The organism is Streptomyces sp. NPDC127595 (assembly GCF_042671685.1).
Lineage (GTDB): Bacteria > Actinomycetota > Actinomycetes > Streptomycetales > Streptomycetaceae > Streptomyces.
The window spans coordinates 548,788-573,001 of sequence record NZ_JBHXWK010000001.1 but is presented as its reverse complement, the minus strand read 5'-3'; the positions used below and the strand labels follow the sequence as shown (position 1 = coordinate 573,001).

Here is a 24,214-nt window from a genome sequence, read left to right as displayed (position 1 = left end):
TCACCCTTCCCGGGTCGTGATCGACTGTTCCACCCACTGGCGCAGAGCGGGGGCGGGGGCGGCACCCGCCTGCCGGGCGATGGTCTGTCCTTTGTCGAGGACCAGCAGCGTCGGTACGGCCTGGACCTCGAACCGCCGCGCCAGGCGCGGGTTCTTGTCGATGTCGACCTTGACGAGTTTGATTCGGCCGGCGAGATCGGTGGCGACCTTCTCCAGCGCGGGGCTCACCATGCGGCAGGGGCCGCACCAGGTGGCCCACAGGTCGACGACGACGGGCACGGTGGCCTGCTCGACGACCTCGGTGAAGTCGTCGTCGCCCGCGTCGGCCATCCACGGCAGAGGCTGCTTGCAGTTGCCGCACCTGGGGCGGCCCTCGGCGGCCACGGGTACCCGGTTGGTGCGCCCGCAGTGCGGGCAGGTGACGGTGGTGGCCTGGACGGTACTCATGCCGCCCTCGCTCCCTGTACGTCCCCGGACCGGTCGTAGGTGACCACCAGCTCGCCGTGCTCGGCGTCGACGCGCACCGTCGCGCCGTCCTGAACGTCGCCGCGCAGCAGGGCGCGTCCGACCAGTGTCTCGACCTCGTGGGAGATGTAACGCCGCAGCGGCCGGGCTCCGTACACCGGGTCGTAGCCCTGGTGGGCGATCAACTCCCGCGCTGCATCGGTGAGTTCGACGGTGATGCGGCGTTGGGCGAGCCGCTGCCGCAGCTCGTCGAACTGGAGCTCCACGATCCGCTCGATCTGCCGCTCACCGAGCGGCTTGAACAGCACGATGTCGTCGACGCGGTTGAGGAACTCCGGGCGGAAGTGCCCGCGCAGCTCGCCCATCACCAGGGCGCGGGCGTCCGGCTTGATCTCCCCCTCGGCGGTGGCGCCGTCGAGGAGGTGCTCGGAGCCGATGTTGGACGTCATGATGATCACGGTGTTGCGGAAGTCGACCGTGCGGCCCTGTGCATCGGTGATGCGGCCGTCGTCGAGGATCTGCAGCAGGGTGTTGAAGACATCGGTGTGCGCCTTCTCGATCTCGTCGAACAGCACGACCGAGTACGGCTTGCGGCGCACGGCCTCGGTGAGCTGGCCGCCTTCCTCGTAGCCGACGTATCCGGGCGGTGCGCCCATGAGCCGGCTGACGGTGTGCCGCTCCTGGTACTCGCTCATGTCGAGGCGGATCATGTTCTCCTCGGAGTCGAACAGGGTCCGGGCGAGGGTCTTGGCCAGCTCGGTCTTCCCGACGCCGGTGGGGCCGAGGAAGATGAACGAGCCGATGGGGCGGCGAGGGTCGCGGATGCCGGAGCGGGCGCGGATGATGGCGTCGGTGACGAGCTTGACGGCCTCGTCCTGGCCGATGACGCGCTCGCGCAGGATGTCGTCGAGGCGCAGCAGTTTCTCGCGTTCGCCCTCCTGGAGGCGGGAGACGGGGATGCCGGTCCAGGCGGCGACGATCTCGGCGATCTCCTCCTCGGTGACGACCTCACGCAGCAGCCGGTTCTGCCCTTGTTTGGCTGCCAGTTGCTCCTCCTCCGCGGCGAGTCGGCGTTCCAGGTCCTGGAGGCGGCCGTAGCGGAGTTCGGCCGCGCGGTTGAGGTCGTAGGCGCGTTCGGCCTCCTCCGCCTCGTGGCGGACCTGTTCCAGTTCCTGGCGCAGCTCCTGTACGCGGCGGATCGCCTGCCGTTCGGCCTCCCACTGGGCGTGTTTGGCGTCGGCCTCGCCGCGCAGGTCGGCCAGTTCCCTGCGCAGTTCCTCCAGGCGGGCCTTGCTGGCGGGGTCGGTCTCCTTGGACAGGGCGGCGTCCTCGATCTCCAGGCGGGTCACCCGGCGGGTGATCTCGTCGAGTTCGGCGGGCATGGAGTCGATCTCCGTACGCAGCCGGGCACAGGCCTCGTCGACGAGGTCGATGGCCTTGTCGGGCAGGAAACGGTCGGTGATGTAGCGGTGGGAGAGCGTCGCTGCCGCGACCAGCGAGGTGTCCTGGATCTTGACACCGTGGAAGACCTCCAGGCGTTCGCGCAGGCCGCGCAGGATGGAGATGGTGTCCTCCACGCTGGGTTCCTCGACCAGGACCTGCTGGAAGCGGCGTTCGAGGGCGGCGTCCTTCTCGATGTGCTTGCGGTACTCGTCCAGGGTGGTCGCACCGATCATGTGCAGTTCGCCGCGTGCCAGCATGGGCTTGAGCATGTTGCCCGCGTCCATGGCTCCTTCGGCGGCGCCCGCGCCGACGACCGTGTGCAACTCGTCGACGAAGAGCAGGATCCGTCCCCCGGCGGCCTTGACCTCGCTCAGCACGGCCTTGAGGCGTTCCTCGAACTCGCCGCGGTACTTGGCACCCGCCACGAGCGAGCCCATGTCGAGGGCGAACACCGTCCTGTCGCGCAGGCCTTCGGGGACGTCGCCGCGAACGATGCGCTGGGCCAGGCCCTCGACGATGGCGGTCTTGCCGACGCCGGGGTCGCCGATCAGAACGGGGTTGTTCTTGCTCTTGCGGCTGAGGATCTGGGTGACGCGGCGGATCTCGGCGTCCCGGCCGATGACGGGGTCGAGCCGCCCGGACCTGGCCTCGGCGACCAGGTCACGGCCGTACTTCTCCAGGGCCTCGTAGGCCACCTCGGGGTTGGCGGAGGTCACGCGCTGGTTGCCGCGGACCTGGGTGAGCGCGCCGAGGAAGGAGTCCCGGGTCACGCCGTGCTCCTTCAGCAGGCGCCCGGCGGCGGTCGCCGAGCCCTCCTCGGCCAGCGCCAGCAGCAGGTGTTCCACGGACACGTACTCGTCCTTGAGGCGTTTGGCCTCCCGCTCCGCCGCGTCCAGCAACCGGGCGAGGCGCTGTGTGACGAAGACCTGGCCCGGTGCCGCGCCCGGGCCTGTCACCTTGGGCCTGCGGGAGAGCTCCTCGCGTACAGCCGCACGCACCTCCTTGGGCTCGGTGCCCGTCTGCTGCAGCAACCGCGGGATCAGGCCCTCCTCCTGGTCGAGGAGGGCGAGCAGCAGATGCTCGCCGTCGACCTCGGTGTGCCCCAGGCCGACGGCCGCGGTCTGGGCCTCTTGCAGGGCTTCCTGGGACTTCTGGGTCAGGCGGTTCATGTCCATGGTGGTAGATCACTCCTCATGCCTGCACGCCGCAGCGCGGCTTCGAGCAAGCTGATGTGGTCGAGCAGGTCGAGCACCAGACCGATGGATGCGTAGTTCAGGCACAGCCCTGTGCGCAACCGCTCGACGCGGGCCAGGGCGGCCGGGGCCGTGGGAGCAAACACCAGGCGCCCCGCGGCGTCGCGTTCGGCGTCGACAAGGCCGAGGGCTACGAACCGGCGGATCAGATCGGGGTGGAGGCCCGAGCGACGGGCCACGGTGTCGAGGGAGAGCCTGGGGGCGGGCACGAGCGCGTACCGGACAGCCGTCGAGGCGGTGAGGTCGGCGCCCGTCCGCACCGGACGGGCGCCCACGCCGGCCCGGCCGATGCCTGCTCCCGCGGATCGGTCGTTCATCACGTCCTCCTGGGGTCGAACGAGGAGGTGGCGGCGAGCTCCTCGAACAGTTCGCGCTCCCGGTCGCCGAGGGTGGGCGGCACCATGACGCGGAGTTCGGCATAAAGGTCGCCGTTCGCGCCCCGCGGGTTCGCCATCCCCTCGCCGCGCAGCCGCAGCCGCCGGCCGCTGGACGAGCCCGCGGGCACCGTGACTTTGGCCGTGCCGCCGCCGGGGGTGGGCACCGGAACGGTCGCACCCAGGGCAGCCTCCCAGGGGGTGACCGGGAGTTGGATGTGCACGTCGCGGCCGTCCAGCCGGAACCGGGGGTGGGGCTGGATACGCACCCGCAGGTACAGGTCGCCCGCTGCGGCGTCACCGCTGCCCTGGCCGCCCTCGCCCGCCAGCCGGATGCGCTGCCCGTCGGTGACGCCCGGCGGCACGTCGACCTCGTACCGCCGCGGCTGCCCGGTGGGACCGGCGAGCGTGACGGTGCGACGGCCGCCTCGGTACGCCTCCTCGACGGTGAGCGGCAGCTCGGCCTCCTGGTCCGCGCCGGGGACGCCGCCTCGGGCGGCGCCGGCTCCGAACATGGAGCCGAACAGGTCCTCGATGTCGATGCCCTCCGCGCCGAAGTCGTCGCCGAAGCCAGTGGTGTACCGGACGCGAGGACCGCCCCCGCCTGCGGTCCTCCGACCGCGGAAGCCGCCGCCCGCTCCGGCCGCGACCCGTTCGTCGAAGTCCTCGGGGATCTTGCGGAAGTCCTCACCGAAGCGGTCGTAGCGGGCCCGGGTCTCGGGATCGGACAGGACGCTGTGTGCCTCGTTGAGGTCCTTGAAGCGCTCCTCCGCCCCGGGGTCCTTGTTGACGTCGGGGTGGTATCTGCGGGCGAGTTTGCGATACGCCTGCTGGATCTCGTCCTGGCTCGCGCTCCGCGACACGCCCAGCACCTCGTAGTAGTCCCGCGCCATGGCCCGTCACTCCCGCTTCGCGACGGTCACCGCGGCGGGCCTGAGCTGCCGCTCGCCGTCCCCGTAGCCGGGGCGCAGCACCTCGACGACGGTGCCCGGTGGGGCGTTGGGGTCCTGGACGACGCCGACCACCTCGTGCCGGGCCGGGTCGAAGGCGACGCCGGTCTCCGCGTGCCGCGGGTAGCCGAGCAGTTCCAGGACGTTCACCGCCTGGTCGCGTACGGCCCGGATGCCCTCCACGATCGCGCCCGGATCGGCTCCGGCGTGGGTCAGGGCGAGTTCGAGGTTGTCGAGGACGGGCAGGAAGGCGGCCGCCGTGCGGGACCGCTCGACCGCCCGTTCGCGCTCCAGTTCCCTGGCGTGACGCTTGCGAAGATTGTCGAGGTCGGCGAGCGCGCGCCGCCAGCGGTCCTCCAGTTCCTTGATCGCGGTCGTGTACTCGTCCTCGGCGGGCGCGGGACCGGCGGCGTCGGGTCCCGGTTCACCGTTCGCCGCTTCGGGCCGGGGCGGGCCCGGTTGGGGCAAATCCCCGCGGGGAGAGCGTCCGGCACCTTCCGGGACCGGTACGGCCTGATCCGACGCGGCCGGGTCGGGTTCCTGGGGGCGGGTGGGCATGGCGCGCCTCAGCCCTTGTCGAACTCGGCGTCGATGACATCATCGTCACCGCCACCGCCACTCGTGGGACCGCCGGCTGGGGCGTCCTGTCCGGGACCGCCGTCCGCGGCGCCGGCGCCCTGATGGGCCGCCAGCCCGGAGAGCACCTGCTGGAGTTCGGAGGTCAGGGGCCGCACGCGCTCGACGCCCGCCTCTTCCTGGACCGCCGTCCGGGCGTCGGACACGAGCATCTCGGCGCGTGCCTTCTCGTGCGCCGGGGCTGCGTCGCCGAGTTCGGCGAGGCGCTTCTCGACCTGGTACGCGACGGCGTCGAGTTCGTTGCGGGCGTCGACGGCCTCGCGGAGCGCATGGTCCTGGCCCTGGTTGCGCTCGGCCTCCTGGACCATGCGTTCGACCTCACTGCGGTCCAGGTTGGAGCTCTCGCTGATGGTGATGCCCTGTTCCTTGCCGGTGTCCCGGTCGCGGGCCTTGACTTCGAGGATGCCGTTGGCGTCGGTGTCGAAGGTGACCTCGACCTGCGGTTCGCCCCGCGGCGCCGGCCGGATGTCGGTGAGCTGGAACCGGCCCAGTACCCGGTTGTCGGCGGCCCGCTCGCGCTCGCCCTGGAGGACCACCACATCGACGGCCGGCTGGTTGTCCTCGGCGGTGGAGAAGGTCTCGCTGCGGCGCACCGGAATGGTGGTGTTCCGCTCGATGATCTTCGTCATCACGCCGCCGCGCGTCTCCACGCCCAGCGACAAGGGTGTGACGTCGAGCAGCAGGACGTCCTTCACCTCGCCCTTGAGCACCCCGGCCTGGATCGCGGCACCCATCGCCACGACCTCGTCGGGGTTGACACTCATGTTGGGTTCCTTGCCGCCGGTCAGCCTGCGGACCAGGGCCTGGACGGCGGGGATGCGGGTGGAACCGCCGACGAGGATGACCTCGTCGATGTCGCTCTCGCCGACCTTGGCGTCGGCCATCGCCTGCTGCACCGGTCCCAGGCAGCGCTCCACCAGGTCACCGGTGATCTGCTCGAACGTGGACCGCATGATCGAGTCGGTGAGGTGCTTGGGTCCCGAGGCGTCTGCGGTGATGAACGGCAGGCTGACCTGCGTCTGCGTCACCGAACTGAGCTCGGTCTTGGCCTTCTCCGCCGCCTCGAACAGTCGCTGCAGCGCCTGCGGGTCCTGGCGCAGGTCGATGCCGTTCTCCTTCTGGAAGTCGTCCGCGAGGTAATCCACCAGACGCCGGTCGAAGTCGTCGCCGCCCAGATGGCTGTCACCGGCGGTGGAGCGCACCTCCACCACGCCGTCGCCGACGTCGAGGATGCTCACGTCGAAGGTGCCGCCGCCCAGGTCGAAGACGAGGACGGTCTCGTGCTCCTTCTTGTCCATGCCGTACGCGAGGGCGGCCGCGGTCGGCTCGTTGATGATCCGCAGCACTTCCAGGCCCGCGATCCGTCCGGCGTCCTTGGTAGCGGTGCGCTGAGCGTCGTTGAAGTAGGCGGGCACCGTGATGACCGCCTCCGTGACCCGCTCCCCGAGTTGCTTGGACGCGTCGTCGGCGAGCTTGCGCAGCACCTGCGCGCTGATCTCCTCAGGCGCGTGCAGCTTGTCGCGCACCTTGAAGCGGGCCGCCCCGCCGTCGCCCTCGACGACGTCGTACGCCACCGCCCTGGCCTCGTCGGAGATCTCGTCGAAGTGCCGGCCGATGAAACGCTTGGCCGAGTAGATGGTGCCCTTGGGGTTGAGGATCGCCTGGCGCCGGGCCAGCTGGCCCACCAGACGCTCCCCGGTGTCGGTGAAGGCCACCACGGACGGTGTCGTGCGGTTGCCCTCGCTGTTGGGCACGACGGACGGCTCGCCGCCCTCCCACACGGCGATCACCGAGTTCGTGGTACCCAGGTCGATGCCCACTGCCTTGGCCATGAGGAACTCCTCCTGTACGGCGCCTGCGCCGACTCTCCGGATCACATTCGTTCGGGTACGGGTGGGACCTCCGCCGGTTTCCCGCCCATGCGCACGGAGGGTCTCGAGCACTCCCCAGGGTGACGAACCGGGTGGCTCCACACCTCCGCCTGGCGAGTCAGGAATGCACGGGTCCGGTCGCCCTACGAGTACGAGAGAACGCATCAGGACATCTCGGATAAGCTGCCCGGAAGCGGGTACCCGAATACCACTCGCCTCCCTGAAAGCTCAGGGAGAACGGAGTGATCCCATGGCCGGCAGTCGGACGCACAGCCTGTACCACCGCCGCTCCATCCGGGCGAGCAGCCTTCCGCGGGGCAGCGCCCTGCGGCACCCGGCGACCGCGCGCACACGGCCCCGCCCACCCGCTCGCACCCCGGCCGACCATGCCCTCCGCGACCTGACGGTGCTCTCCCGCACCCTGTTCGACACCCCGGACGAAGGCGAGATCCTGCGACTGGCCATGGACCACATAGCCGCCACGGGGCCCTATCGCGCCGAGGCCGGATACCTCCAGGTGGGCGGCGACCTGGTCCTGAGCCCGAGGAACGGGCAGACGCACGCCTCGGCCGTGGGCCGGAGGGTGCGAGAGCTGGCCGGGCAGGACGGCCCTGTGACCGTACCCGGCAGCCCCTGGGGCCGGATCCTGGGGCTACGCGGACTCGATGGACTCCACGGCTACCTCGTGGTGACGTCCCGCTCCCGGCCCACCGAGGCCGAGAGATCCCTGCTCGCCACGCTCGTCCGGCACACCGCTGCCGCGCTGTCGGTTGCCCTCGCACACCACCGCCAACGCGATGACGCGCTGGAGCTGCACCGCTTGAGGGACGAACGCACAACCCTCCAGCAGCAGTTGAGCTGCGTCGTGACTGAGCTGGTTTACCAGCGAGCCGTTCACGCACTCATGGCCGACATCGCTGCGTCGAGCGGCGGCGAGGAAGCCGTCACCCGCGCACTGCACAGGCTCACCGGACTCCCCGCGCTGGTCGAGGACCGCTTCGGCCGACTGAGGTCCTGGACCGGCCCCAGGCGCCCCGACCCCTATCCCGAGCCCGACCCCGTGCGCCAGGACGAAATGCTGCACGCCGTCGCCCGTCAGGCCGGGCCGGTGCGGGTGAAGGACCGGCTGATCACCCTGGTCCGCCCGCACGGCGAGATCCTGGCCGTACTGGCCCTGGTCGATGCCCGGGACGAGGCCGACGAGCACACCGTTCTCGCGCTGGAGCACGCCGCCGCGTCGCTCGCCCCGGAGCTGACGCACCTGCGCAGTCTGGCCGAAGTGGAGCTGAGGCTGAACCGGGAGCTGGTCGACGACCTCCTGGCGGGGACGGACGAGGCGAGCGCCTACGCCCGGTCCGAGGCAGTCGGACACGACCTGCACCGCAGCCATTACATCGTCGTGGTCCAGTGGCCGAACCGGACTGCGGACGATTCCTTCGCGCAGACCGTGGGACGGGCGGCCTCTGCCGTGGGCATGCGCTCGCTGCTGACCCGACGTTCCGACCACGTGGTCCTGGTCGCCGACGACAGGCCGCACGCCCACGCGTTGTACGAGGCGCTCGCCCGGGAGACCGGGACACGGTCCGGGACGATCGGGGTGAGCGCCCCTTGCGACTCCCTGGACGACATCCCCCACCGCTACCAGGAGGCGCAGCGTGCGCTGGAAGTGCGCCGTCACTCCCGCGAGCGCTACGGCACGATGTTCTTCGACGAGCTCGGCCTCTACCGCATCCTGGGGCCTGGCAACGATTACCAGGAACTGGAGACGTTCGTCCAGGAATGGCTCGGGCAGCTCATCGAATACGACTCCCGGCACCACACGGCCATGGTGGAGACTCTGTCCCGGTACTTCGACTGCGGCGGCAACTACGACGAGACCGCGGAATCCCTCGCGATCCACCGCAGCACGCTGCGCTATCGGCTTCAGCGCATCCGCGACATCAGCGGCAACGACCTCACCAACGTCGAGGACCGGCTGAACCTCCAGGTGGCCACCCGGGTGTGGAAGATCGTGCTGGGCGGGCCCGGCTGATCGCCTCGCTGGGCCCTGTCGTCAGGAGCGCGCGAGCCGGGCCGCGAGATAGGGCGCGGTGGCGCTGCGGCGGGCCCTCGCCACCTTGGCCGGCGGACCCGCCGCGACCACCTGCCCGCCCGCGTCACCGCCGCCCGGCCCGAGGTCGATGACCCAGTCGGCGGTGGCGACCGTGTCCAGGTCGTGCTCGACGAGGACGACCGTGTTCCCGGCGTCGACGAGCCGGTGCAGCTGTCGCAGCAGCAGCGCGATGTCCGAAGGGTGCAGCCCCGCTGTCGGCTCGTCGAGCAGGTAGAGCGCGTGCCCGCGGCGGGCTCGCTGCAGTTCGGTGGCCAGTTTGATGCGTTGCGCCTCACCACCGCTGAGTTCCGTCGCGGGCTGGCCCAGCCGCAGATACCCCAGTCCCACCTCGCGCAACGTCTCCAGACTGCGGGAGGCGGCCGGGACGGCGGACAGGAATTTGGCGGCGGCGTCGACGGACAGCCCCAGCACTTCCGCGATGTTCTTGCCGCGGTAGGTGACTTCCAGCGTTTGGGCGTTGTACCGGGCGCCCTGGCAGGTCGGGCACGGCGCGTAGGTGCCGGGCAGGAACAGCAGTTCCACCGCGACGAACCCTTCACCCTGGCAGGTCTCGCACCGTCCTTCGGGCACGTTGAAGGAGAACCGCCCCGCCGAGTAGCCGCGCGCCCTGGCCTCGTCCGTCGCCGCGTACAGCTTGCGCACCGCGTCGAACATCCCCGTGTACGTCGCCAGGTTGGACCGGGGAGTTCGGCCGATGGGCCGTTGGTCCACCCGGACCAGCCGGTCGAACGACTCGACCCCCGACGCGTCCTGGACGTCGACCTCCAGCCGCGCCTCCTCAGGCTCTTCCGGCACGAGCCCGAGGTGGCGGCGGACGACCTCGGCGAGCACCTGCGTCACCAGCGTCGACTTCCCGGAACCGGAAACGCCCGTCACCGCCGTCAGTACGCAGAGCGGTACGTCGACGGACACGTCGTGCAGGTTGTGGCGGGAGACGCCGCTCAGGTGCAGCCAGCCGTGCGGTGTGCGCGGGCGGTGATCGAGCGGCTGGGCTCGCCCGAACAGGTACTGGCTCGTGGCCGACTCCTCGACCTGCTCAAGACCGGCGACCGGGCCGCTGTACAGCACGCGCCCGCCGCCCTCGCCCGCGCCGGGGCCGATGTCGACCACCCAGTCCGCCCGCCGTACGACGTCCATGTCGTGCTCCACCACGAACAGCGAGTTGCCCGCCGCCTTGAGGCGGTCCAGTACGTCCAGCAGCGGTTCCGCGTCGGCCGGGTGCAGGCCCGCGGACGGTTCGTCGAGGACGTAGACGACGCCGAACAGCCCAGAGCGCAGTTGGGTGGCGATCCGCAGGCGCTGTGCTTCGCCGGGCGACAGGGTCGTCGAGCGGCGCCCGAGGCTGAGATATCCGAGGCCCAGGTCGAGCAGTACGTCGACCCGCGCGACCAGATCGCCGCAGATCCGGACCGCGGCCTCGGTCGTCTCCCCGGACCGGGCGGTCGACGTGGTGGCGCCGGCCTCGGACCGCGCCGCGACGGGCCGCAGCAGCGCCACGACCTCGGTGAGCGGCATCGCGTTGATCTCGGCGATGGAACGTCCGGCGAAGGTCACGGCGAGCGCCTCGGGCCGCAGCCCGCTGCCGTGACACTCGGGGCAGGGCACACTCCTGACGAACCGGAGCGCCCGTTCCCGCATCTTCTCGCTCTTGGAGTCGGCGAGGACGTGCATGACGTGCTTACGGGCGCTCCAGAACTTGCCCTGGTAGCCGTAGTCGATGCGGTCCTCCTCCGGCTCGATGTACACGGAGGGCTGCTCGTCCGTGTACAGCAGCCAGTCCCGGTCCTTCTTCCGGAGCCTGCGCCACGGCCGGTCGATGTCGATCCCCAGGCCGCTCACGACGCTGCGCAGGTTGGCGCCCTGCCAGGCGCCCGGCCAGGCGGCGATCGCCCCCTCGCGGATGCTCAGCGAGGGGTCCGGGACGAGCAGGTCCTCGGCGACATCGTGCACGACGCCCAGTCCGTGGCACTCCGGGCAGGCGCCGGCCGCCGTGTTGGGTGAGAACGACTCGGCATCCAGCCGAGCGGCCCCGGGCGGATAGGTGCCGGCGCGGGAGTACAGCATGCGCAGCAGATTGGACAGCGTGGTGATGGTGCCGACCGTCGAGCGCGAGCTGGGCGACCCGCGTCGCTGCTGCAGGGCCACGGCCGGTGGCAGTCCGGTGATTTCCTGTACGTGCGGTGCGCCGACCTGTTGCAACAGCCTTCGGGCATACGGTGCAACGGACTCGAAGTACCGGCGCTGGGCCTCCGCGTAGAGCGTGCCGAACGCGAGCGAGGACTTGCCCGAACCGGAGACACCGGTGAAGGCGACCATCGCGTCCCGTGGAACGTCGACATCGATGTTCCGCAGGTTGTTCTCACTGGCGCCCCGGACATGCACGAAGGGGTCGGTCGCGTCCTTGTTCACCGTTCCTGATTACCTGATCGCGCCGGGAACCGCGCGGCAGGCGCCGTCACCGGGTCCCGCTCACGGCCGGTGGCGGGCCATGGAGGCGGTGATACCCATGAAGGTGATCACGGTGGCGAGGTTGAACCGGAGGCAGCCTGCTGCCGGTCGATCTCGTCGCGGTCCCCAGGGTGGCGCCGACAGGGGCTAGCGTGTCACGCGGCGTCGGCGTTCCCTCGGGGGCATCCTGTGGGCACGGGCGAACGCGGGGGCAGCCGACGAGAAGGAGTCATGCGGATGTCGTCTCAGGGCGTTACGGTCGTGGCGCTCCTGGCGGATCCGGACGCGCCCACGGAGATCGCGCGCCGCTTGGCCCGAGTGCTTCCTGCTCGGCTCGCCGACAAGTCAGGGCAGGGACGACGGTTCGACGTCGAGGTGGTCAGTGAGCCCTTCACCGCAAGCACCGAGGACCCGCCCACCTTGATGCGCCGGATCATGGACCGCGGAAGAGCGGAGAGCTGGGACATCATCGTGGCCCTCACCGATCTTCCGCTGCACTCACACGGGCGCAAGCTCGTTGTGGATCTGAGTCACGAGCACGGCTTGGCGCTGCTGTCTCTTCCCACGCTGGGCGGCTTGCGGCTGCAGACGAGGGCCCGGCGGGCCGTGGAAGAAGCGGTGCTCAGCTTGGCGGGTCCGCAGGCCTCCGGGGTGGAGGGACCTGCGCAGAGTCAGCCGTCGCTGGCTCCCTTCGTCAGTCGTTTCGCGCCCATTCACCCGGGCCAGGTCGGTGCGGAGGAGACCGCTGATCTGCGGTACGTCGTCAGGGGGCCGCGCGGCTACCTGAGGGTGCTCGTCGGTATGGTCCGCGCCAACCGGCCGTGGCGCTTGGTGCCTGGCTTGTCGAAAGCCCTGGCGGCCGCACTCGCCACGGGAGCCGTCGCCACCGTGAACTCCACCATCTGGAGCCTGGCCGAGTCCCTGAGCGCGCCGCGCCTCGTGATCGCCACGGTCGGGTCTGTCGCGCTCATGATCGGTTGGCTGATCGTGGACGCGAACCTGTGGCATCGAACCGCGGAGCACTCGCCTGAGGCGAGGCAGAGGGCGAGGCTCTACAACGCCTCGACGGTCATGACCGTGGGTATCGGCGTGCTCGTCTGCTATCTGGGTCTGATCGTCATCAACTTGGTGTGGGCCCTGTTCATCCTCAACGGCCAAGTGTTCGCCGCCACGACACGAAACCCGCTCCACGCCGCGGAATACTGGGCTTTGTCCTGGTTCGTCGCTTCGGTCGCCACGGTGGGCGGCGCGCTGGGATCAGGCTTGGAGAGCGACGAGGCGATCCGGGCAGCCGCCTACTCCAAACGCGAACAGGAACGCCGCCGCATGCTCCAGGACGACGACGGTGACCAGCTGGCGACCTGAGTCGGAGATTCGCTGGTGATTGGTGGTCGGTGGTCGTCCGGAGGGCAAGTCAGGCCTTCGACTTGAACATGGTGCGCAGCATGAGCCACTGCTCCTGTGGGTATGGAGGGTCGCGTCCCGGTGAGGGGTACGCGCCGGCGCCCGCCGGGGTACGGCGGGCGCCGGTCCACTGCTATGCCACGGCGTCCTCCGTGACAGCGATCTCCGTCACGCCTTCGCCGGCCTCAGTGCCCTCGCCGGCCGTGCCCGACTTCTTGAACTGAGTCCGGTACAGCTCCGCGTACCGCCCGTCCACCGCGAGCAGTTCGCCGTGTGTGCCCCGCTCCACGATCTGCCCGGCCTCGACGACAAGGATCATGTCAGCGGCCCGCACGGTGGAGAGCCGGTGCGCGATCACCACTGCGGTCCGTCCTTCCAGAGCTTCTGTCAGTGCCTCCTGGACGGCCGCCTCGGAGGTGTTGTCGAGGTGGGCGGTGGCCTCGTCGAGGATGACGACGCGCTGGCGGGCCAGGAGCAGGCGGGCGATGGTCATGCGCTGGCGTTCGCCGCCGGAGAGGCGGTAGCCGCGTTCGCCGACCACGGTGTCGAGACCGTCGGGCAGCAAACGTACGAGATCTTCGAGGCGGGCGCGGCGCAGGACGTCCCACAGCTCCTCCTCCGTCGCGGCCGGGCGGGCCAGCAGCAGATTGGCCCGCACCGAGTCGTGGAACAGGTGACCGTCCTGCGTGACCATGCCGAGGGTCTCCCGCATCGACTCCGCGCTCAGGTCGCGTACGTCGACGCCGCCGATGCGGACGACGCCCTCGTCGGTGTCGTACAGCCGCGGCAGGAGCTGCGCGATGGTCGACTTCCCGGCGCCGGACGAGCCGACGAGGGCGACGGTCTGGCCGGGTTCGGCGCGGAAGGAGACGCCGTGCAGGACTTCGGCGCCGCCGCGGGTGTCCAGGGACGCGACCTCCTCCAGGGAGGCGAGGGAGACCTTGTCGGCGGACGGGTAGGCGAAGCGGACGCCGTCGAACTCCACGGCTGCGGGGCCATCCGGCACCTTCCGCGCGTCCGGCTTCTCGTCGATGAGGGGCTTGAGGTCGAGCACCTCGAAGACCCGCTCGAAGCTCACCAGGGCGCTCATGACCTCGACGCGTGCTCCCGCGAGCGAGGTGAGCGGCGCGTAGAGGCGGGTCAGCAGCAGGGCCAGGGAGACGACGGCGCCCGGCTCCAGGCTGCCGCGCAGCGCGTACCAGCCGCCGAGGCCGTAGACAAGCGCGAGAGCGAGGGCGGACACGAGCGTCAGGGCGGTGATGAACGCCGACTGCGCCATCGCCGTACGCACGCCGATGTCCCGGACCCTCCTGGCGCGCTCCGCGAACTCGGTGGACTCGTCCTCGGGGCGCCCGAAGAGCTTGATGAGCGTGGCGCCGGGTGCGGAGAAGCGCTCGGTCATCCGGGTGCCCATCGAGGCGTTGAGGTCGGCGGCCTCGCGCGCCAGGCGGGCCATCCGGGTGCCCATCCGCCGCGCGGGCACCACGAACACGGGCAGCAGCGCGAGCGCGAGCAGCGTGATCTGCCAGGACAGGGTCAGCATCACGACGAGGGTGAGCAGCAGCGTCACAACATTGCTGACGACTCCGGACAAGGTGTTGCTGAAGGCGCGTTGGGCGCCGATGACGTCGTTGTTGAGACGGCTGACGAGCGCGCCCGTACGTGTACGTGTGAAGAACGCGACCGGCATGCGCTGCACATGATCGAACACAGCCGTCCGCAGATCGAGGATCAGTCCCTCGCCGAGCGTCGACGAGAGCCAGCGGCCGAGGAGTCCGAGCGCCGCCTCGGAGAACGCGATGAGGGCGATGAGCGCGGCGAGGCGCACGACGGTGCCCTCGTCGCCGCCGGACACGATCACGTCCACGACGCGCCCCGCGAGCACCGGCGTCGCGACGGCGAGCAGCGCGGTCAGCACGCTGAGCACCACGAACTGGCCGATGCGGCGGCGGTGCGGACGGGCGAAGACGGCGATACGGCGCAGGGTCGCGCGGGCGAAGGGGCGGCGTTCCTGCCGGGCGTTCATGACACTCTGCAGCTGTGTCCAGGCTGTGGTCTCCATGCTCATGGCAGTGAAGGTATGACCTCAAGCAATATTGAGGTCAATCATTTGGCGGCACTTCCCTCGGCCCACTCCGCACTTCTCTCATCTCGTCCGATATGTCGGATGGCACCTCCCGCACCTTGCCCAGCACGTCAGCCGCCGTCTCCACGCCCGCAACCCCCCGTTGGTGCGAAGTGGAAAAGCTCTCCCAATGTGATAGCCGTACGACTCCCTCAGGGGTTCCCCAGTCGCACCGCCTTCCGGTCGGCTCTCCGCTCGTCCGTCCGGCCGGTCCTCTGCCTGCTCCCGCTCGCCCTCGTGATCGTGGTCGCCACACAGCACTGGTCAGTGCTGGCTGAGGGCTTCCACCATCTGGCGACGGCCCAGTGGCCCTGGCTCGTGGCCGCCGCCGCCGCGACCTGCGGAACCTGGGTGGCGGCCGCCGTCACCCGCCAGGGCGCGGTCATGGAGCGGCTGCCCGTACGCCGGCTCCTCGCCACGCAGGTCGCCGCGGGCGCCGCCAACCACCTCTTTCCCACGGGACTGGGCGCGAGCGCGGTCAATCTGCGGTTCATGACGGTGTGCGGGGTGCCGCTCGCCCGGTCGTCGGCCGCCCTCGCGCTGTACCTGCTCGCGGAGTCGATAGCCCGGTTGACCCTGCTGGCGGGCCTGCTGATCGCCTTCCCGGGCGCGCTGCGGCTCGGAGGCCTCCTTCCGGACGGCGCGGTCGGGCCCCTGCTGGCCGGCGGCGCCGTGGTGCTGTGCATCGCGGCGATGGCTCTCCTGCTGGTACGGCGGCTGCGTACCGCTGTCTTCTCCTTCCTGCGTACCGCGCTCGGCGAGGCACGCTCGGTGCACACCCGGCCGATGCGCGCGCTGGCCCTGTGGGGCGGTTCGCTCGCCTTCCCCACTCTCCAGGCTGCCGGACTGGTCGCCGTGGGAATGGCGTTGGGGCTTCCGGTACCGCCCGCGTACATCGTGGTCGCCTATCTCGCGGCGACGGTCGCGGTCGCGCTGGTGCCGACGCCGGGCGGTATCGGCTCGGTGGAGGCCGCGCTGATCATCGCGCTGGTCGCGGCGGGCGGCCCGGTCGCCGTGGCGACGGCGGTGGTGCTGGCGTACCGGATCATCACGGTGTGGGTGCCGTTGCTGCCGGGGGCGCTGACGCTGGGGGCGCTGGTCCGTCTGAAGGTGATCTGAGCCCACGCATCCTGTGCGGGGTCGCGAACCCGCGGCTAGCCTCGGAGCAGAGCAGCCCGCGGAAGGGGTCAGCGATGCCGGTCCGGACCGAACGGCAGGGTTACGTCACCACGGTCGTCCTCTCGCGTCCCGAGGCCCGGAACGCGGTGGACGGCCCGACCGCCGCCGAACTCGCGGACGCCTTCCGGAAGTTCGAGGCCGACGAGACCGCACGGGTCGCGGTGCTGTGGGGCGAGGGCGGCACGTTCTGCGCGGGCGCCGACCTCAAGGCCATCGGCAGCGAGCAGGGCAACCGGGTCGCCGAGGACGGTGACGGGCCGATGGGCCCGACCCGGCTGCGCCTGTCCAAGCCGGTGATCGCGGCCGTCGCGGGGCACGCGGTCGCCGGGGGCCTGGAGCTGGCGCTCTGGTGCGATCTGCGGGTCGCCGAAGAGGACGCGGTCTTCGGGGTCTTCTGCCGCCGCTGGGGCGTTCCGCTCATCGACGGCGGTACGGTACGGCTCCCCCGGCTCATCGGCACCAGCCGCGCGATGGACATGATCCTCACCGGCCGTCCGGTGCCCGCCTCCGAGGCCTTCGAGATGGGCCTCGCCAACCGTCTCGTGCCGGCCGGCCGGGCCCGTGCGGCGGCCGAGGAACTTGCCGCGGACATCGCCGACTTCCCCCAGGAATGCCTGCGCAGCGACCGTGCCTCCGTCCTGGACCAGGACGGCCTGGTCGAGGCCGCGGCGATGCGCGTCGAACTCCGGCGCGGCATGGGCGTGTTGGCCGAGGGACTGGAGGGAGCGGCGCGCTTCGCGGCGGGAGCGGGGCGGCATGGCTCGTTCGGTGAACCCCGGTGAGTTACGGCGAGTCCCTTTCCGTTCCTGTCAGTTGTTAGTAGGGGGCGGGTCGCGAGCCGGATCTCGCCATGCCTGGTGACGGGCATACCCGCTGATGCGGCAGGATGAGCGGTCGCCCCGGATGACGAACACCAGTCCGGGCATGATCGCGCATTCCCGGATTCGAGCAGGTGGCAAGTGACGACACAGCACACCCGGCCCACGGGCCTTCCCTCCGGCCACAAGGGAGAACGCCGATGAACCGCTCCCTCACCCTGGACGACTGGATGCTCGCCGGAATCGCCGTGGCCGCGGGCCTCATCGCGGCGTTCCTGTCGCGCATGCTGCTGCGCTGGCTCGGCAAGCACGCGCTGCGCACCAACTGGAGCGGCGACGACCTCATCGTCGCCGCGCTGCGAACTCTCGTGCCCGCGGCGGCCGTTGCCGGCGGGATCGCGTCGGCGGCCGCGGTGCTTCCGCTGACCTCGTCGGTCGGGCACAACGTCAACCGGACCCTGACCGTGCTCCTGATCCTGGTCTCGACCATCGCCGCGGCCCGGTTCATCTCCGGGCTCGTCCGGTCGCTGGCCCAGTCCCGGTCGGGCGTCGCCGGGTCGGCCACCATCTTCGTCAACATCACCCGGGTCGTGGTGCTGGCGATGGGCTTCCTCGTCATGCTCCAGACGCTGGGCATCTCGATAGCCCCGCTGCTCACCGCCCTGGGCGTGGGCGGTCTCGCGGTGGCGCTGGCCCTCCAGGACACCCTTGCCAACCTCTTCGCGGGCGTGCACATCCTCGCCTCGAAGACGATCCAGCCCGGCGACTACATCCGCCTCAGCAGCGGTGAGGAGGGCTACGTAGTCGACATCAACTGGCGCAACACCACGGTCCGTCAGCTCTCCAACAACCTGGTCATCATTCCCAACGCCCAGCTCGCGGGCACCAACATGACCAACTTCAACCGCCCCGAGCAGCAGATGACGCTCCTCGTGCAGGTGGGCGTCGGGTACGACAGCGACCTCGACCATGTCGAGCGCGTGACCGCCGAGGTCGTCGCCGAGGTGATGACGGAGATCACCGGCGCCGTCCCCGACCACGAGCCCGCGATCCGCTTCCACACCTTCGGTGACTCCCGCATCAGCTTCACCGTGATCCTCGGCGTGGGCGAGTTCAGCGACCAGTACCGGATCAAGCACGAGTTCATCAAGCGCCTGCACAAGCGGTACCGGGACGAGGGGATCCGGATTCCGGCGCCGACCCGGAGCGTGGCGTTGCATCCGGGGGGAGCGGCGCTTCCCGAGTCGGCGCTCATCGAGGCGGTCATTCCGCAGCAGGCGGGGGTTCCGCAGCAGGCGGGGGTTCCGCAGCAGGCGGGGGTTCCGCAGCAGGCGGGGGTTCCGCAGCAGGCGGGCATCCCGCAGCAGCGGGAGGGGAGCATCTCGGTGCAGCAGCCTCCTACGGGTTCTCGGGGCTGACCAGGTCGACGATGCGCGGGGCGGGGCGGCGGCTGGGCCATGAGGTTTTTCGCCCCCTCCGCCCCTTCCCGTCCCTTGCTTCCTGGGGGCTGCCGCCCCCAGACCCCCGCCGTCGGCCTGGACGGCCTCGTCCTCAAACGCCGGACGGCGACTTCCTCTAAAGACAATGTACCCGCTGAATGCGCCCGGAAACCTGTCTGACCTGGGATTTTCTGGCTAATGGCGGCGGCTAGTCTGCGGCGGTGGGAGGTTGGCGGAGAGAGTTTGAGGTCTGGCGGTCTGCGGGGCAGGAGCATGGCAGGGGGCCCGTAAGCTGGCGGCGAGGTGGGGCCGGATGGCTTCACCTTGTCTTGGGTTCCACCGGGCCCCCTGTCTTGCTCCTGGAGGGGCCCCGCTGATCGCCAGACCTTAAAGTCTCGGAGCCGACCGGCTCTCGGACTGTTGTGACAGGCAGCGGCCCCGGCCGGATCTTGTGTGATCCGGCCGGGGCTGTCTGCGGTGCGAAACCCCGCCGCCAGCTCTCCGGCTACGGAACCGGGGCTCTCGGTCCATCTCGCCGCCCTCAGGGGTTCTCAGGCTAGTACTGCGGGACCACATGGGCGGGACGGGCACAAGGGGGCACAGGCCCAAAGCTCGACATTCTCGGTGTACTTTCTGCACGCGCTGGCGCGGGTGACAATGCCGAGTAGTTGATCTCCATACAGCCGTGCGCCACACAGCACGCATGCCCAACCCCGGAGCTGGTCACCATTCAGGGTGTCGAGATCCAGATCCAGGGCTTTGGCGGTCACCGCGTTCGCCCCTGCGAGGCTCGCTTAACGATGCACTGGGGGCATGTGCCCGAGCGCTCACCCAAGGAGTAGGGGCCGCAGTAGCCCGTTCAATGAACCTCACCCTTCATGAGCTTCTGGGTAGTGCGCCAGAGGCCAACCTCAATGAGCTGAACTATGCAATTCGTCGTTTTGATGTCCCTGGTGAGCCGCCCTCTGCCCCTGAGCGGCTATCACAGGAAGTCGACGAACTGAATGCTCTGAGGTGGAAAACGGAGCTAGCGGCGATTCGGCTACGTCTACCGTCCCTGCTTACCAGGGCTACCAACCATGCTCACCTGACAGGCGAGCCAAGAGATTGGACTTTGGTAGCTGACATCTACGGAGTCGTCTACTGGCTTGCTGCACGGCATAGGTGGATGCACCTTGCCGAGTTGGCCACCATGAAGCAGAAGACTGCGGCAGAGAGGGCAGACCCGATTGCGGCTATCGTCGCAGCTCGCGATGACGCGGGAACGTTCCTCAATTCCGGTGACTTCTCCGGCGGGTTGGCCATCATTGACCGTGCGATTGTTCAGGCTGAGTCGACCCTGAGCGGACGAGAAAAGGCTTTCGGGCTGGGAGTCCTACACCTGCGAGGCTTGACCCTTGCCGGACGGCTGAAGGACAAGCAGACGACCAACCGGCACATTGAGGCGGCCTGGTGTGCGGCTGAGGAAATCCCGGAAGAGGTTGCCAAGCACGGGATGCAATTCGGTCCAGAGCAGACGGCTACCCATGTCATTTCTACAGCTTCCGACATGGACCAGCACCGCAGGGCACTGGATACAGCGGAAGATCTGATCCAAGGCGGTCTGACGCTTCCGGCTAACCGAGTAGCTCCGCTGTATATGAACCTCGGCCGTTCTCAGCTTGCCTTGGGAGACCAGGACGGAACTCTAGAGAGTCTGGAGAAGGCCTGGGCTGAGGCCCCCGAGATGGCCGCCGTACACCCCACCAGTCTTGAATTGACTCGGGTGTTGGTGTCGCAGCACAAGCGGAGTAACGAACGGCTCACCAAGCTGGCGCAGAGGGCTGGTATCTCCGTCTGACCTATGCCTAGACGGAGAAACCCCCTGCCCCAGGCGCTCCGGTAGCCGTGAAGGGCTGGGCCCGTGGCGGGTCTACGGTCCAATGTGTCCGGCCGAATCGGAGCAAGCTGCGGCGCCGCAGGGTCATCCGCCCGACAAGCCCTCCGCGCGGGTCCTCGACCCGGTCGACGGCGGGGCGCTCGTGCTTGGCCCGAGAGGCTCTCTGACCCCTTGGTGTGACATCGGGGATGAGCTGAAAAGGTGCAGACAGAGCGGTACCGGTCCGGCGCGGGACCGTTGGCATCACGGCAGAGCCAGACAGCTCCGCTTTCCTCAGCATGTTGACCTTGACTAAAAGGCTCAGCGAGTGAGGCATGCGATGCGTCAGAGGCGCTTCGTCGGCGCACTAACCTCCGCAGAGCCGTTGGATCGACTGCGCCGAGCGCACCACCAGCTCCACACCGTGTGACCGACGAGAGCCACGGCGACAACACCCGCTACGACGCGAATCGCATTCCAAGTTATTTCGACAACAGGACTTTGCGAGTCCGCCTCGGTACCCAGCCGCTGAGAGGTCTCAAAAAATGCGATTAGCGGAACAAGCAAGCGGAACCAGAGACCACCGATGCCGGGAGTTCGTGCCAAATTCCCCAGGAACCCCACAGGTCCCCCGCAGACGAAAGCCGCTATTCCCCAGAGCAGGATTCTGGAAGAAAGTTCATCTCCGGACCCATCAGAGATGACCCGTCCGAGCGGAGCGGCGGGATTCAGAAACTTGAAGAGGTAGTACACAACCACGCCGACGGCCAACGCCGAAGAAGCCAGCAGCGCCGACTCAACCTTAGATCTGCGGTAGTAGCCCACAATAAAGGCAAAAAGCGCCCACGACCATCCCCCGGAAAAGGCAAGGCTCACAGCACGGAAAATCGGATTTTCGAATTCACCCGCGAGCGGGCCAATTGCTCCAAGTATCACACCCGCCCCGAGAGCTACCGTGATAGGCGCGACACGATCACGCGGAAAGTAAATGATTTTCTTACCCTATTCTGTGGTCAATCCCTAAGGTGCAGCTTGTACTCTTCCTGGGTTTCTGTGAGGGCGCCCGCACAGAAACCCAGGAGTGGAGCGAACTTCACCTTATCCAGCCCCAGGTGCCACGCCGGGGGTGTTTGGAGATGAAGATTTAGTACTTAGCGTAGTAGGCGTTGCACGTGTAGCCTGCGCCCCCCGTGAGATGGGCGTTGGAGTATTCCCCAGCAACCACAACGTGCTTGATCGAACTGCCGCCTAGCTCCGCAGTCGAGCCGTGCATCACGTCGTGGTGGTAGTAGTTCGAGTAGCAGTACTTACCGTCCGCGGTGAGGTACCAGCCGTAGCTCCAAGTTCCGCCACCGATCTCGACGATGGTCATCGGCGAAATGCTTCCCGCCGAGTCGTTCATCGTGAGCTCCACCACGCCCCATTCCGTGGGGTTGCCCAGTTCCGCAGGCGGCTGAGTGCCGTCCCCCCGGATGTGGGTGGTGGTACCGACGGCGCTTACCTGAGAACCGTCCGCAGTGGCCGGCGCGGCGAGAACGCCAGTAGCCAGGGCTGCGCCCGCAACGGCGAGAGCTATGGATCTACCGGAAACCTTCATGAAGTACCCCTCCCATCAGCCCCCCGTGTGGGGGCTGCAAAGGGATCTTCGCACAGGTCTAGACCTTACTGTAAAGGGGGTAAAGTGATTGACCTGAAAGGATCCCCGACTGGCTTGTTTACCTGATTCGGACATTAGTTAACTGCACCTGATTGTTTTGGCGCAAATCTTTCTAATATCTTCCTCGAGTCGGGCACTCCTGACGGCCCCGCCGCCTGTACTTCCAGCTACAGCTGTTGGCTGAGTTAAGGGCTGCGAACTGCCCGCCTGGGCCGAGTGGCTACCGGATCCCCCTGGTCGCCGCGCGAGCGGGGGCCGCCGCCGCACTTGGCACGGCAACCCTCTTGACGTTTGCTATCGCAACCAACATGCTCGTGACTCGTCAGGACGAGAACCGGTCGGATGAGTCCGCCGGGACTCGTCATCGTGCGAGTTGGAAGGTCATGCATGTACAAGATCAGAAGGAAGCTGGGGGTGGCCCTGGCGGCAATGGTGGCCGTGCTGCTGGCCGTCGTGGGGGTGACAGCCTCCGGTGCGGCTGCTGCTCCGGCCGGTGGCGGTGGCGTCGTGACGGCCGTGCGGGCGGGGTCGACGGCTTCAGTTGCGGCCAACGGGCTCCGCCTTCGGTCCAAGCCGGGCTACAACGGGTGGGTCAAGGGCCTGCTGTACAAGGGTGATCGCGTGTTCATTCGCGAGACGTACCACCCGTCGTACAACGCGGACTGGGTGGGCGTGGTGCTCAAGCAGCGTTCGGCGGGCGGTCTGCCGAGGCTGACGCGGGGTTACGTCTACAAGAGCTACCTGAGGTAGCTGCCATGCCGGGAAGGCGCCCCCGGTGCTGGCCTTGTGCGCGGTCCTCTCCCCTGGTGGGAGGGGGCCGCGTTTGTTGTGTGCGGAGTTTGCTTGGGCGCACATGTTCCCGTGGTGCCCCTGAGCGTGCGGCGGTTGAGCGCAACAGTCCTTGCTTCCCTGTGAGTTGTTGTATGCGGGGCGAGTGAAACCGATGTGCGGGAATCGGTCGTCTGTATGGCTGAGGTGCGTTAGATTTTGCTTCTGCAAGCGACATGCGGGTGTCGGTGGGGAGTGTGTGCGGGGATGGACGACAGAGAGTCGGCAGAGAACTGGGGCAAGGATCTGGGCAGCATGCCGTGAGTGCGCGGGCTCGACTACATGCCGGACTGTCTCGACGCGTTGGAGGCAGCGGCGGAGGTGAACGCCGCTCTCGTGGCGGCGGGCTTGGCCAGGGGCGACGCGTGGGCGGTGGCGGGCACGGATGATGAGGGGCGCGGGGTGGTGCGGCTGCGCGGTACGCCTGCTGGTGCTCGGCTTGTCGCAACGGCGTTGCGGCGCGGGCTGGCTTCCTGAACTAGTCGAGATGTCCGCCCGCGCGTGCGTACGTGGCCGGCGGCATGGGGCTTTGGGCGGGAGCTGCCATGGGGCGAGTGATCATGGCCCCGCAAGCTTCCGGATCGTCGGGCAGTCTGTGGACCTGCCCGGTGAAGTACGACGTTGGGGCCATGATCTTCGAGGCTCGCCCCATGGTGGCTGCCTAATCCCTCAGGCTGCCGTCCACCCCTAGCCGTACGTGGGTTGAGCCTCGCATCATGGGCGGGGCAGAGATGCGGAGGGTTCCGGGATGACGCAGAGGCGGAAGGCGATCGGGCGGTCGCTACGGACCCGGGGGCGTGGCACGGTCCGTGTCGAGGAAGACGACAAGGGATACGTGTGGGTGACGTGCACGGGCTGTCGTCTGGACGAGAAGGCGTCCCGTGGTCCCGCACAGTCCCGGGCGCGCAAGCACGCGGATTCGTGTATCCGCTGACCGCTGGGCCGTGGGTTCCTCGGCCGGGGCCTGGCGGCGGCCTTCCTGCGGTTCGGGCATTGTCGGCTGCCGGGCGGCGGACGTCCGGCCGGGACCGGCGGTCACGCCGCAGCCCGGCCGGGGCGCCCGGCCGTCGGCGCGCCGCAGGCGCGCCCTTGAGCAAGTAGAGAAGAGTTAGACCGATCGAGGCCCGTCACAGAGGCCCGTCACTGGATGGTTCAGAGCGCCACATGGGGACAGAGCTGGTCACAGGCGTGCGAGATAGGCGCCGATGAGATTGCCGCGAAAGATTCGCGTGGAGGGGTGCTTGTCGCCGAGGATCCGCGTGGCGTCAGCAAAGGTGGTCTCGTAGAGGGGGATGGCGCGGGCCAGGTCCCCGCCAGCCTGATAGGCGCCCGCGAGGTTGTTGCGGGAGGCGG

General features: G+C 68.9%; 19 protein-coding genes. 8 read left to right on the top strand and 11 right to left on the bottom strand.

Annotation, left to right across the window (positions count from 1 at the left end):
- Genes trxA through dnaK form a run of 6 tightly spaced genes read right to left on the bottom strand, consistent with a single transcriptional unit; the run spans position 1 to position 6,953 of the window.
- Positions 1-447 (bottom strand): thioredoxin, encoded by a 447-nt coding sequence (trxA, locus tag ACFVKT_RS02480; protein WP_385726718.1) that lies wholly within the window; start codon positions 445-447, stop codon positions 1-3.
- Positions 444-3,083, bottom strand: coding sequence for an ATP-dependent chaperone ClpB (clpB, locus tag ACFVKT_RS02475; protein ID WP_385726716.1), 2,640 nt, complete (start codon positions 3,081-3,083; stop codon positions 444-446). Before clpB ends, trxA begins: the two co-directional genes overlap by 4 nt.
- Entirely contained in the window at positions 3,074-3,478 is a 405-nt protein-coding gene (locus tag ACFVKT_RS02470; RefSeq protein ID WP_385726714.1) for a chaperone modulator CbpM, read from the bottom strand. Before ACFVKT_RS02470 ends, clpB begins: the two co-directional genes overlap by 10 nt.
- Complete coding sequence (locus ACFVKT_RS02465; RefSeq protein ID WP_385726712.1) at positions 3,478-4,428, bottom strand: DnaJ C-terminal domain-containing protein; 951 nt, start codon at positions 4,426-4,428, stop codon at positions 3,478-3,480. The genes ACFVKT_RS02470 and ACFVKT_RS02465 overlap by 1 nt, the downstream gene beginning before the upstream one ends.
- Before the next feature lie 6 nt (positions 4,429-4,434).
- Positions 4,435-5,043 carry a nucleotide exchange factor GrpE gene (gene grpE / locus ACFVKT_RS02460; protein ID WP_385726711.1) on the bottom strand — a complete coding sequence of 203 codons (609 nt, stop codon included), beginning with the start codon at positions 5,041-5,043 and terminating at the stop codon, positions 4,435-4,437.
- Positions 5,044-5,051: 8 nt separating this feature from the next.
- Positions 5,052-6,953 (bottom strand): molecular chaperone DnaK, encoded by a 1,902-nt coding sequence (gene dnaK, locus ACFVKT_RS02455; RefSeq protein WP_385726709.1) that lies wholly within the window; start codon positions 6,951-6,953, stop codon positions 5,052-5,054.
- 289 nt (positions 6,954-7,242) lie between these two features.
- On the opposite strand from dnaK, the gene ACFVKT_RS02450 reads away from it, so the two are divergent.
- Positions 7,243-9,024 (top strand): PucR family transcriptional regulator, encoded by a 1,782-nt coding sequence (locus tag ACFVKT_RS02450; RefSeq protein WP_385726707.1) that lies wholly within the window; start codon positions 7,243-7,245, stop codon positions 9,022-9,024.
- A gap of 21 nt (positions 9,025-9,045) precedes the next feature.
- On the opposite strand, the gene uvrA is transcribed toward ACFVKT_RS02450, so the two are convergent.
- Positions 9,046-11,514: an excinuclease ABC subunit UvrA gene (uvrA, locus tag ACFVKT_RS02445; protein ID WP_385726705.1), complete on the bottom strand. Its 2,469-nt coding sequence runs from the start codon at positions 11,512-11,514 to the stop codon at positions 9,046-9,048.
- A gap of 276 nt (positions 11,515-11,790) precedes the next feature.
- On the opposite strand from uvrA, the gene ACFVKT_RS02440 reads away from it, so the two are divergent.
- Positions 11,791-12,918, top strand: coding sequence for a hypothetical protein (locus ACFVKT_RS02440; protein ID WP_385726703.1), 1,128 nt, complete (start codon positions 11,791-11,793; stop codon positions 12,916-12,918).
- Between the two features lie 172 nt (positions 12,919-13,090).
- On the opposite strand, the gene ACFVKT_RS02435 is transcribed toward ACFVKT_RS02440, so the two are convergent.
- Positions 13,091-15,019: an ABC transporter ATP-binding protein gene (locus tag ACFVKT_RS02435; RefSeq protein WP_385728104.1), complete on the bottom strand. Its 1,929-nt coding sequence runs from the start codon at positions 15,017-15,019 to the stop codon at positions 13,091-13,093.
- A 195-nt stretch (positions 15,020-15,214) separates the two neighbouring features.
- Between ACFVKT_RS02435 and ACFVKT_RS02430 the strand changes: the two genes are divergently transcribed.
- The 4 genes from ACFVKT_RS02430 (at position 15,215) to ACFVKT_RS02415 (ending at position 20,358) form a co-directional block, all read left to right on the top strand.
- Positions 15,215-16,201 (top strand): YbhN family protein, encoded by a 987-nt coding sequence (locus tag ACFVKT_RS02430; protein ID WP_385726701.1) that lies wholly within the window; start codon positions 15,215-15,217, stop codon positions 16,199-16,201.
- Positions 16,202-16,275: 74 nt separating this feature from the next.
- Positions 16,276-17,043 (top strand): crotonase/enoyl-CoA hydratase family protein, encoded by a 768-nt coding sequence (locus tag ACFVKT_RS02425; protein ID WP_385726699.1) that lies wholly within the window; start codon positions 16,276-16,278, stop codon positions 17,041-17,043.
- A gap of 236 nt (positions 17,044-17,279) precedes the next feature.
- A complete protein-coding gene (locus ACFVKT_RS02420; protein WP_385726697.1) occupies positions 17,280-18,497 on the top strand; it encodes a mechanosensitive ion channel family protein in 1,218 nt (405 codons plus the stop codon).
- A gap of 883 nt (positions 18,498-19,380) precedes the next feature.
- On the top strand, positions 19,381-20,358 hold the full coding sequence (locus tag ACFVKT_RS02415; protein WP_385726695.1) for a hypothetical protein: 978 nt from the start codon (positions 19,381-19,383) through the stop codon (positions 20,356-20,358).
- 363 nt (positions 20,359-20,721) lie between these two features.
- Here ACFVKT_RS02415 and ACFVKT_RS02410 read toward each other — a convergent pair whose 3' ends face one another.
- Entirely contained in the window at positions 20,722-21,252 is a 531-nt protein-coding gene (locus tag ACFVKT_RS02410; protein WP_385726693.1) for a hypothetical protein, read from the bottom strand.
- 268 nt (positions 21,253-21,520) lie between these two features.
- Positions 21,521-21,973 (bottom strand): lactococcin 972 family bacteriocin, encoded by a 453-nt coding sequence (locus tag ACFVKT_RS02405; protein ID WP_385726691.1) that lies wholly within the window; start codon positions 21,971-21,973, stop codon positions 21,521-21,523.
- A gap of 447 nt (positions 21,974-22,420) precedes the next feature.
- On the opposite strand from ACFVKT_RS02405, the gene ACFVKT_RS02400 reads away from it, so the two are divergent.
- Entirely contained in the window at positions 22,421-22,783 is a 363-nt protein-coding gene (locus ACFVKT_RS02400; RefSeq protein ID WP_385726689.1) for a hypothetical protein, read from the top strand.
- 360 nt (positions 22,784-23,143) lie between these two features.
- Positions 23,144-23,338, top strand: coding sequence for a hypothetical protein (locus tag ACFVKT_RS02395; RefSeq protein ID WP_385726688.1), 195 nt, complete (start codon positions 23,144-23,146; stop codon positions 23,336-23,338).
- A 703-nt stretch (positions 23,339-24,041) separates the two neighbouring features.
- Here ACFVKT_RS02395 and ACFVKT_RS02390 read toward each other — a convergent pair.
- Positions 24,042-24,214 (bottom strand): tetratricopeptide repeat protein (locus ACFVKT_RS02390; RefSeq protein WP_385728102.1); only part of this gene is annotated, 173 nt, incomplete at its 5' end.

Excerpts from the sequence above, each read along its gene's own strand:
- ACFVKT_RS02395 (WP_385726688.1), top strand. The coding sequence starts at position 23,144 with ATGCCGGACTGTCTCGACGCGTTGGAGGCAGCGGCGGAGGTGAACGCC.
- ACFVKT_RS02465 (WP_385726712.1), bottom strand. The coding sequence starts at position 4,428 with ATGGCGCGGGACTACTACGAGGTGCTGGGCGTGTCGCGGAGCGCGAGC.
- dnaK (WP_385726709.1), bottom strand. The coding sequence starts at position 6,953 with ATGGCCAAGGCAGTGGGCATCGACCTGGGTACCACGAACTCGGTGATC.
- ACFVKT_RS02405 (WP_385726691.1), bottom strand. The coding sequence starts at position 21,973 with ATGAAGGTTTCCGGTAGATCCATAGCTCTCGCCGTTGCGGGCGCAGCC.
- grpE (WP_385726711.1), bottom strand. The coding sequence starts at position 5,043 with ATGCCCACCCGCCCCCAGGAACCCGACCCGGCCGCGTCGGATCAGGCC.
- ACFVKT_RS02400 (WP_385726689.1), top strand. The coding sequence starts at position 22,421 with ATGTACAAGATCAGAAGGAAGCTGGGGGTGGCCCTGGCGGCAATGGTG.
- ACFVKT_RS02435 (WP_385728104.1), bottom strand. The coding sequence starts at position 15,019 with ATGGAGACCACAGCCTGGACACAGCTGCAGAGTGTCATGAACGCCCGG.
- trxA (WP_385726718.1), bottom strand. The coding sequence starts at position 447 with ATGAGTACCGTCCAGGCCACCACCGTCACCTGCCCGCACTGCGGGCGC.
- ACFVKT_RS02450 (WP_385726707.1), top strand. The coding sequence starts at position 7,243 with ATGGCCGGCAGTCGGACGCACAGCCTGTACCACCGCCGCTCCATCCGG.
- ACFVKT_RS02425 (WP_385726699.1), top strand. The coding sequence starts at position 16,276 with ATGCCGGTCCGGACCGAACGGCAGGGTTACGTCACCACGGTCGTCCTC.
- ACFVKT_RS02440 (WP_385726703.1), top strand. The coding sequence starts at position 11,791 with ATGTCGTCTCAGGGCGTTACGGTCGTGGCGCTCCTGGCGGATCCGGAC.
- clpB (WP_385726716.1), bottom strand. The coding sequence starts at position 3,083 with ATGGACATGAACCGCCTGACCCAGAAGTCCCAGGAAGCCCTGCAAGAG.
- ACFVKT_RS02420 (WP_385726697.1), top strand. The coding sequence starts at position 17,280 with ATGAACCGCTCCCTCACCCTGGACGACTGGATGCTCGCCGGAATCGCC.
- ACFVKT_RS02415 (WP_385726695.1), top strand. The coding sequence starts at position 19,381 with ATGAACCTCACCCTTCATGAGCTTCTGGGTAGTGCGCCAGAGGCCAAC.
- ACFVKT_RS02470 (WP_385726714.1), bottom strand. The coding sequence starts at position 3,478 with ATGAACGACCGATCCGCGGGAGCAGGCATCGGCCGGGCCGGCGTGGGC.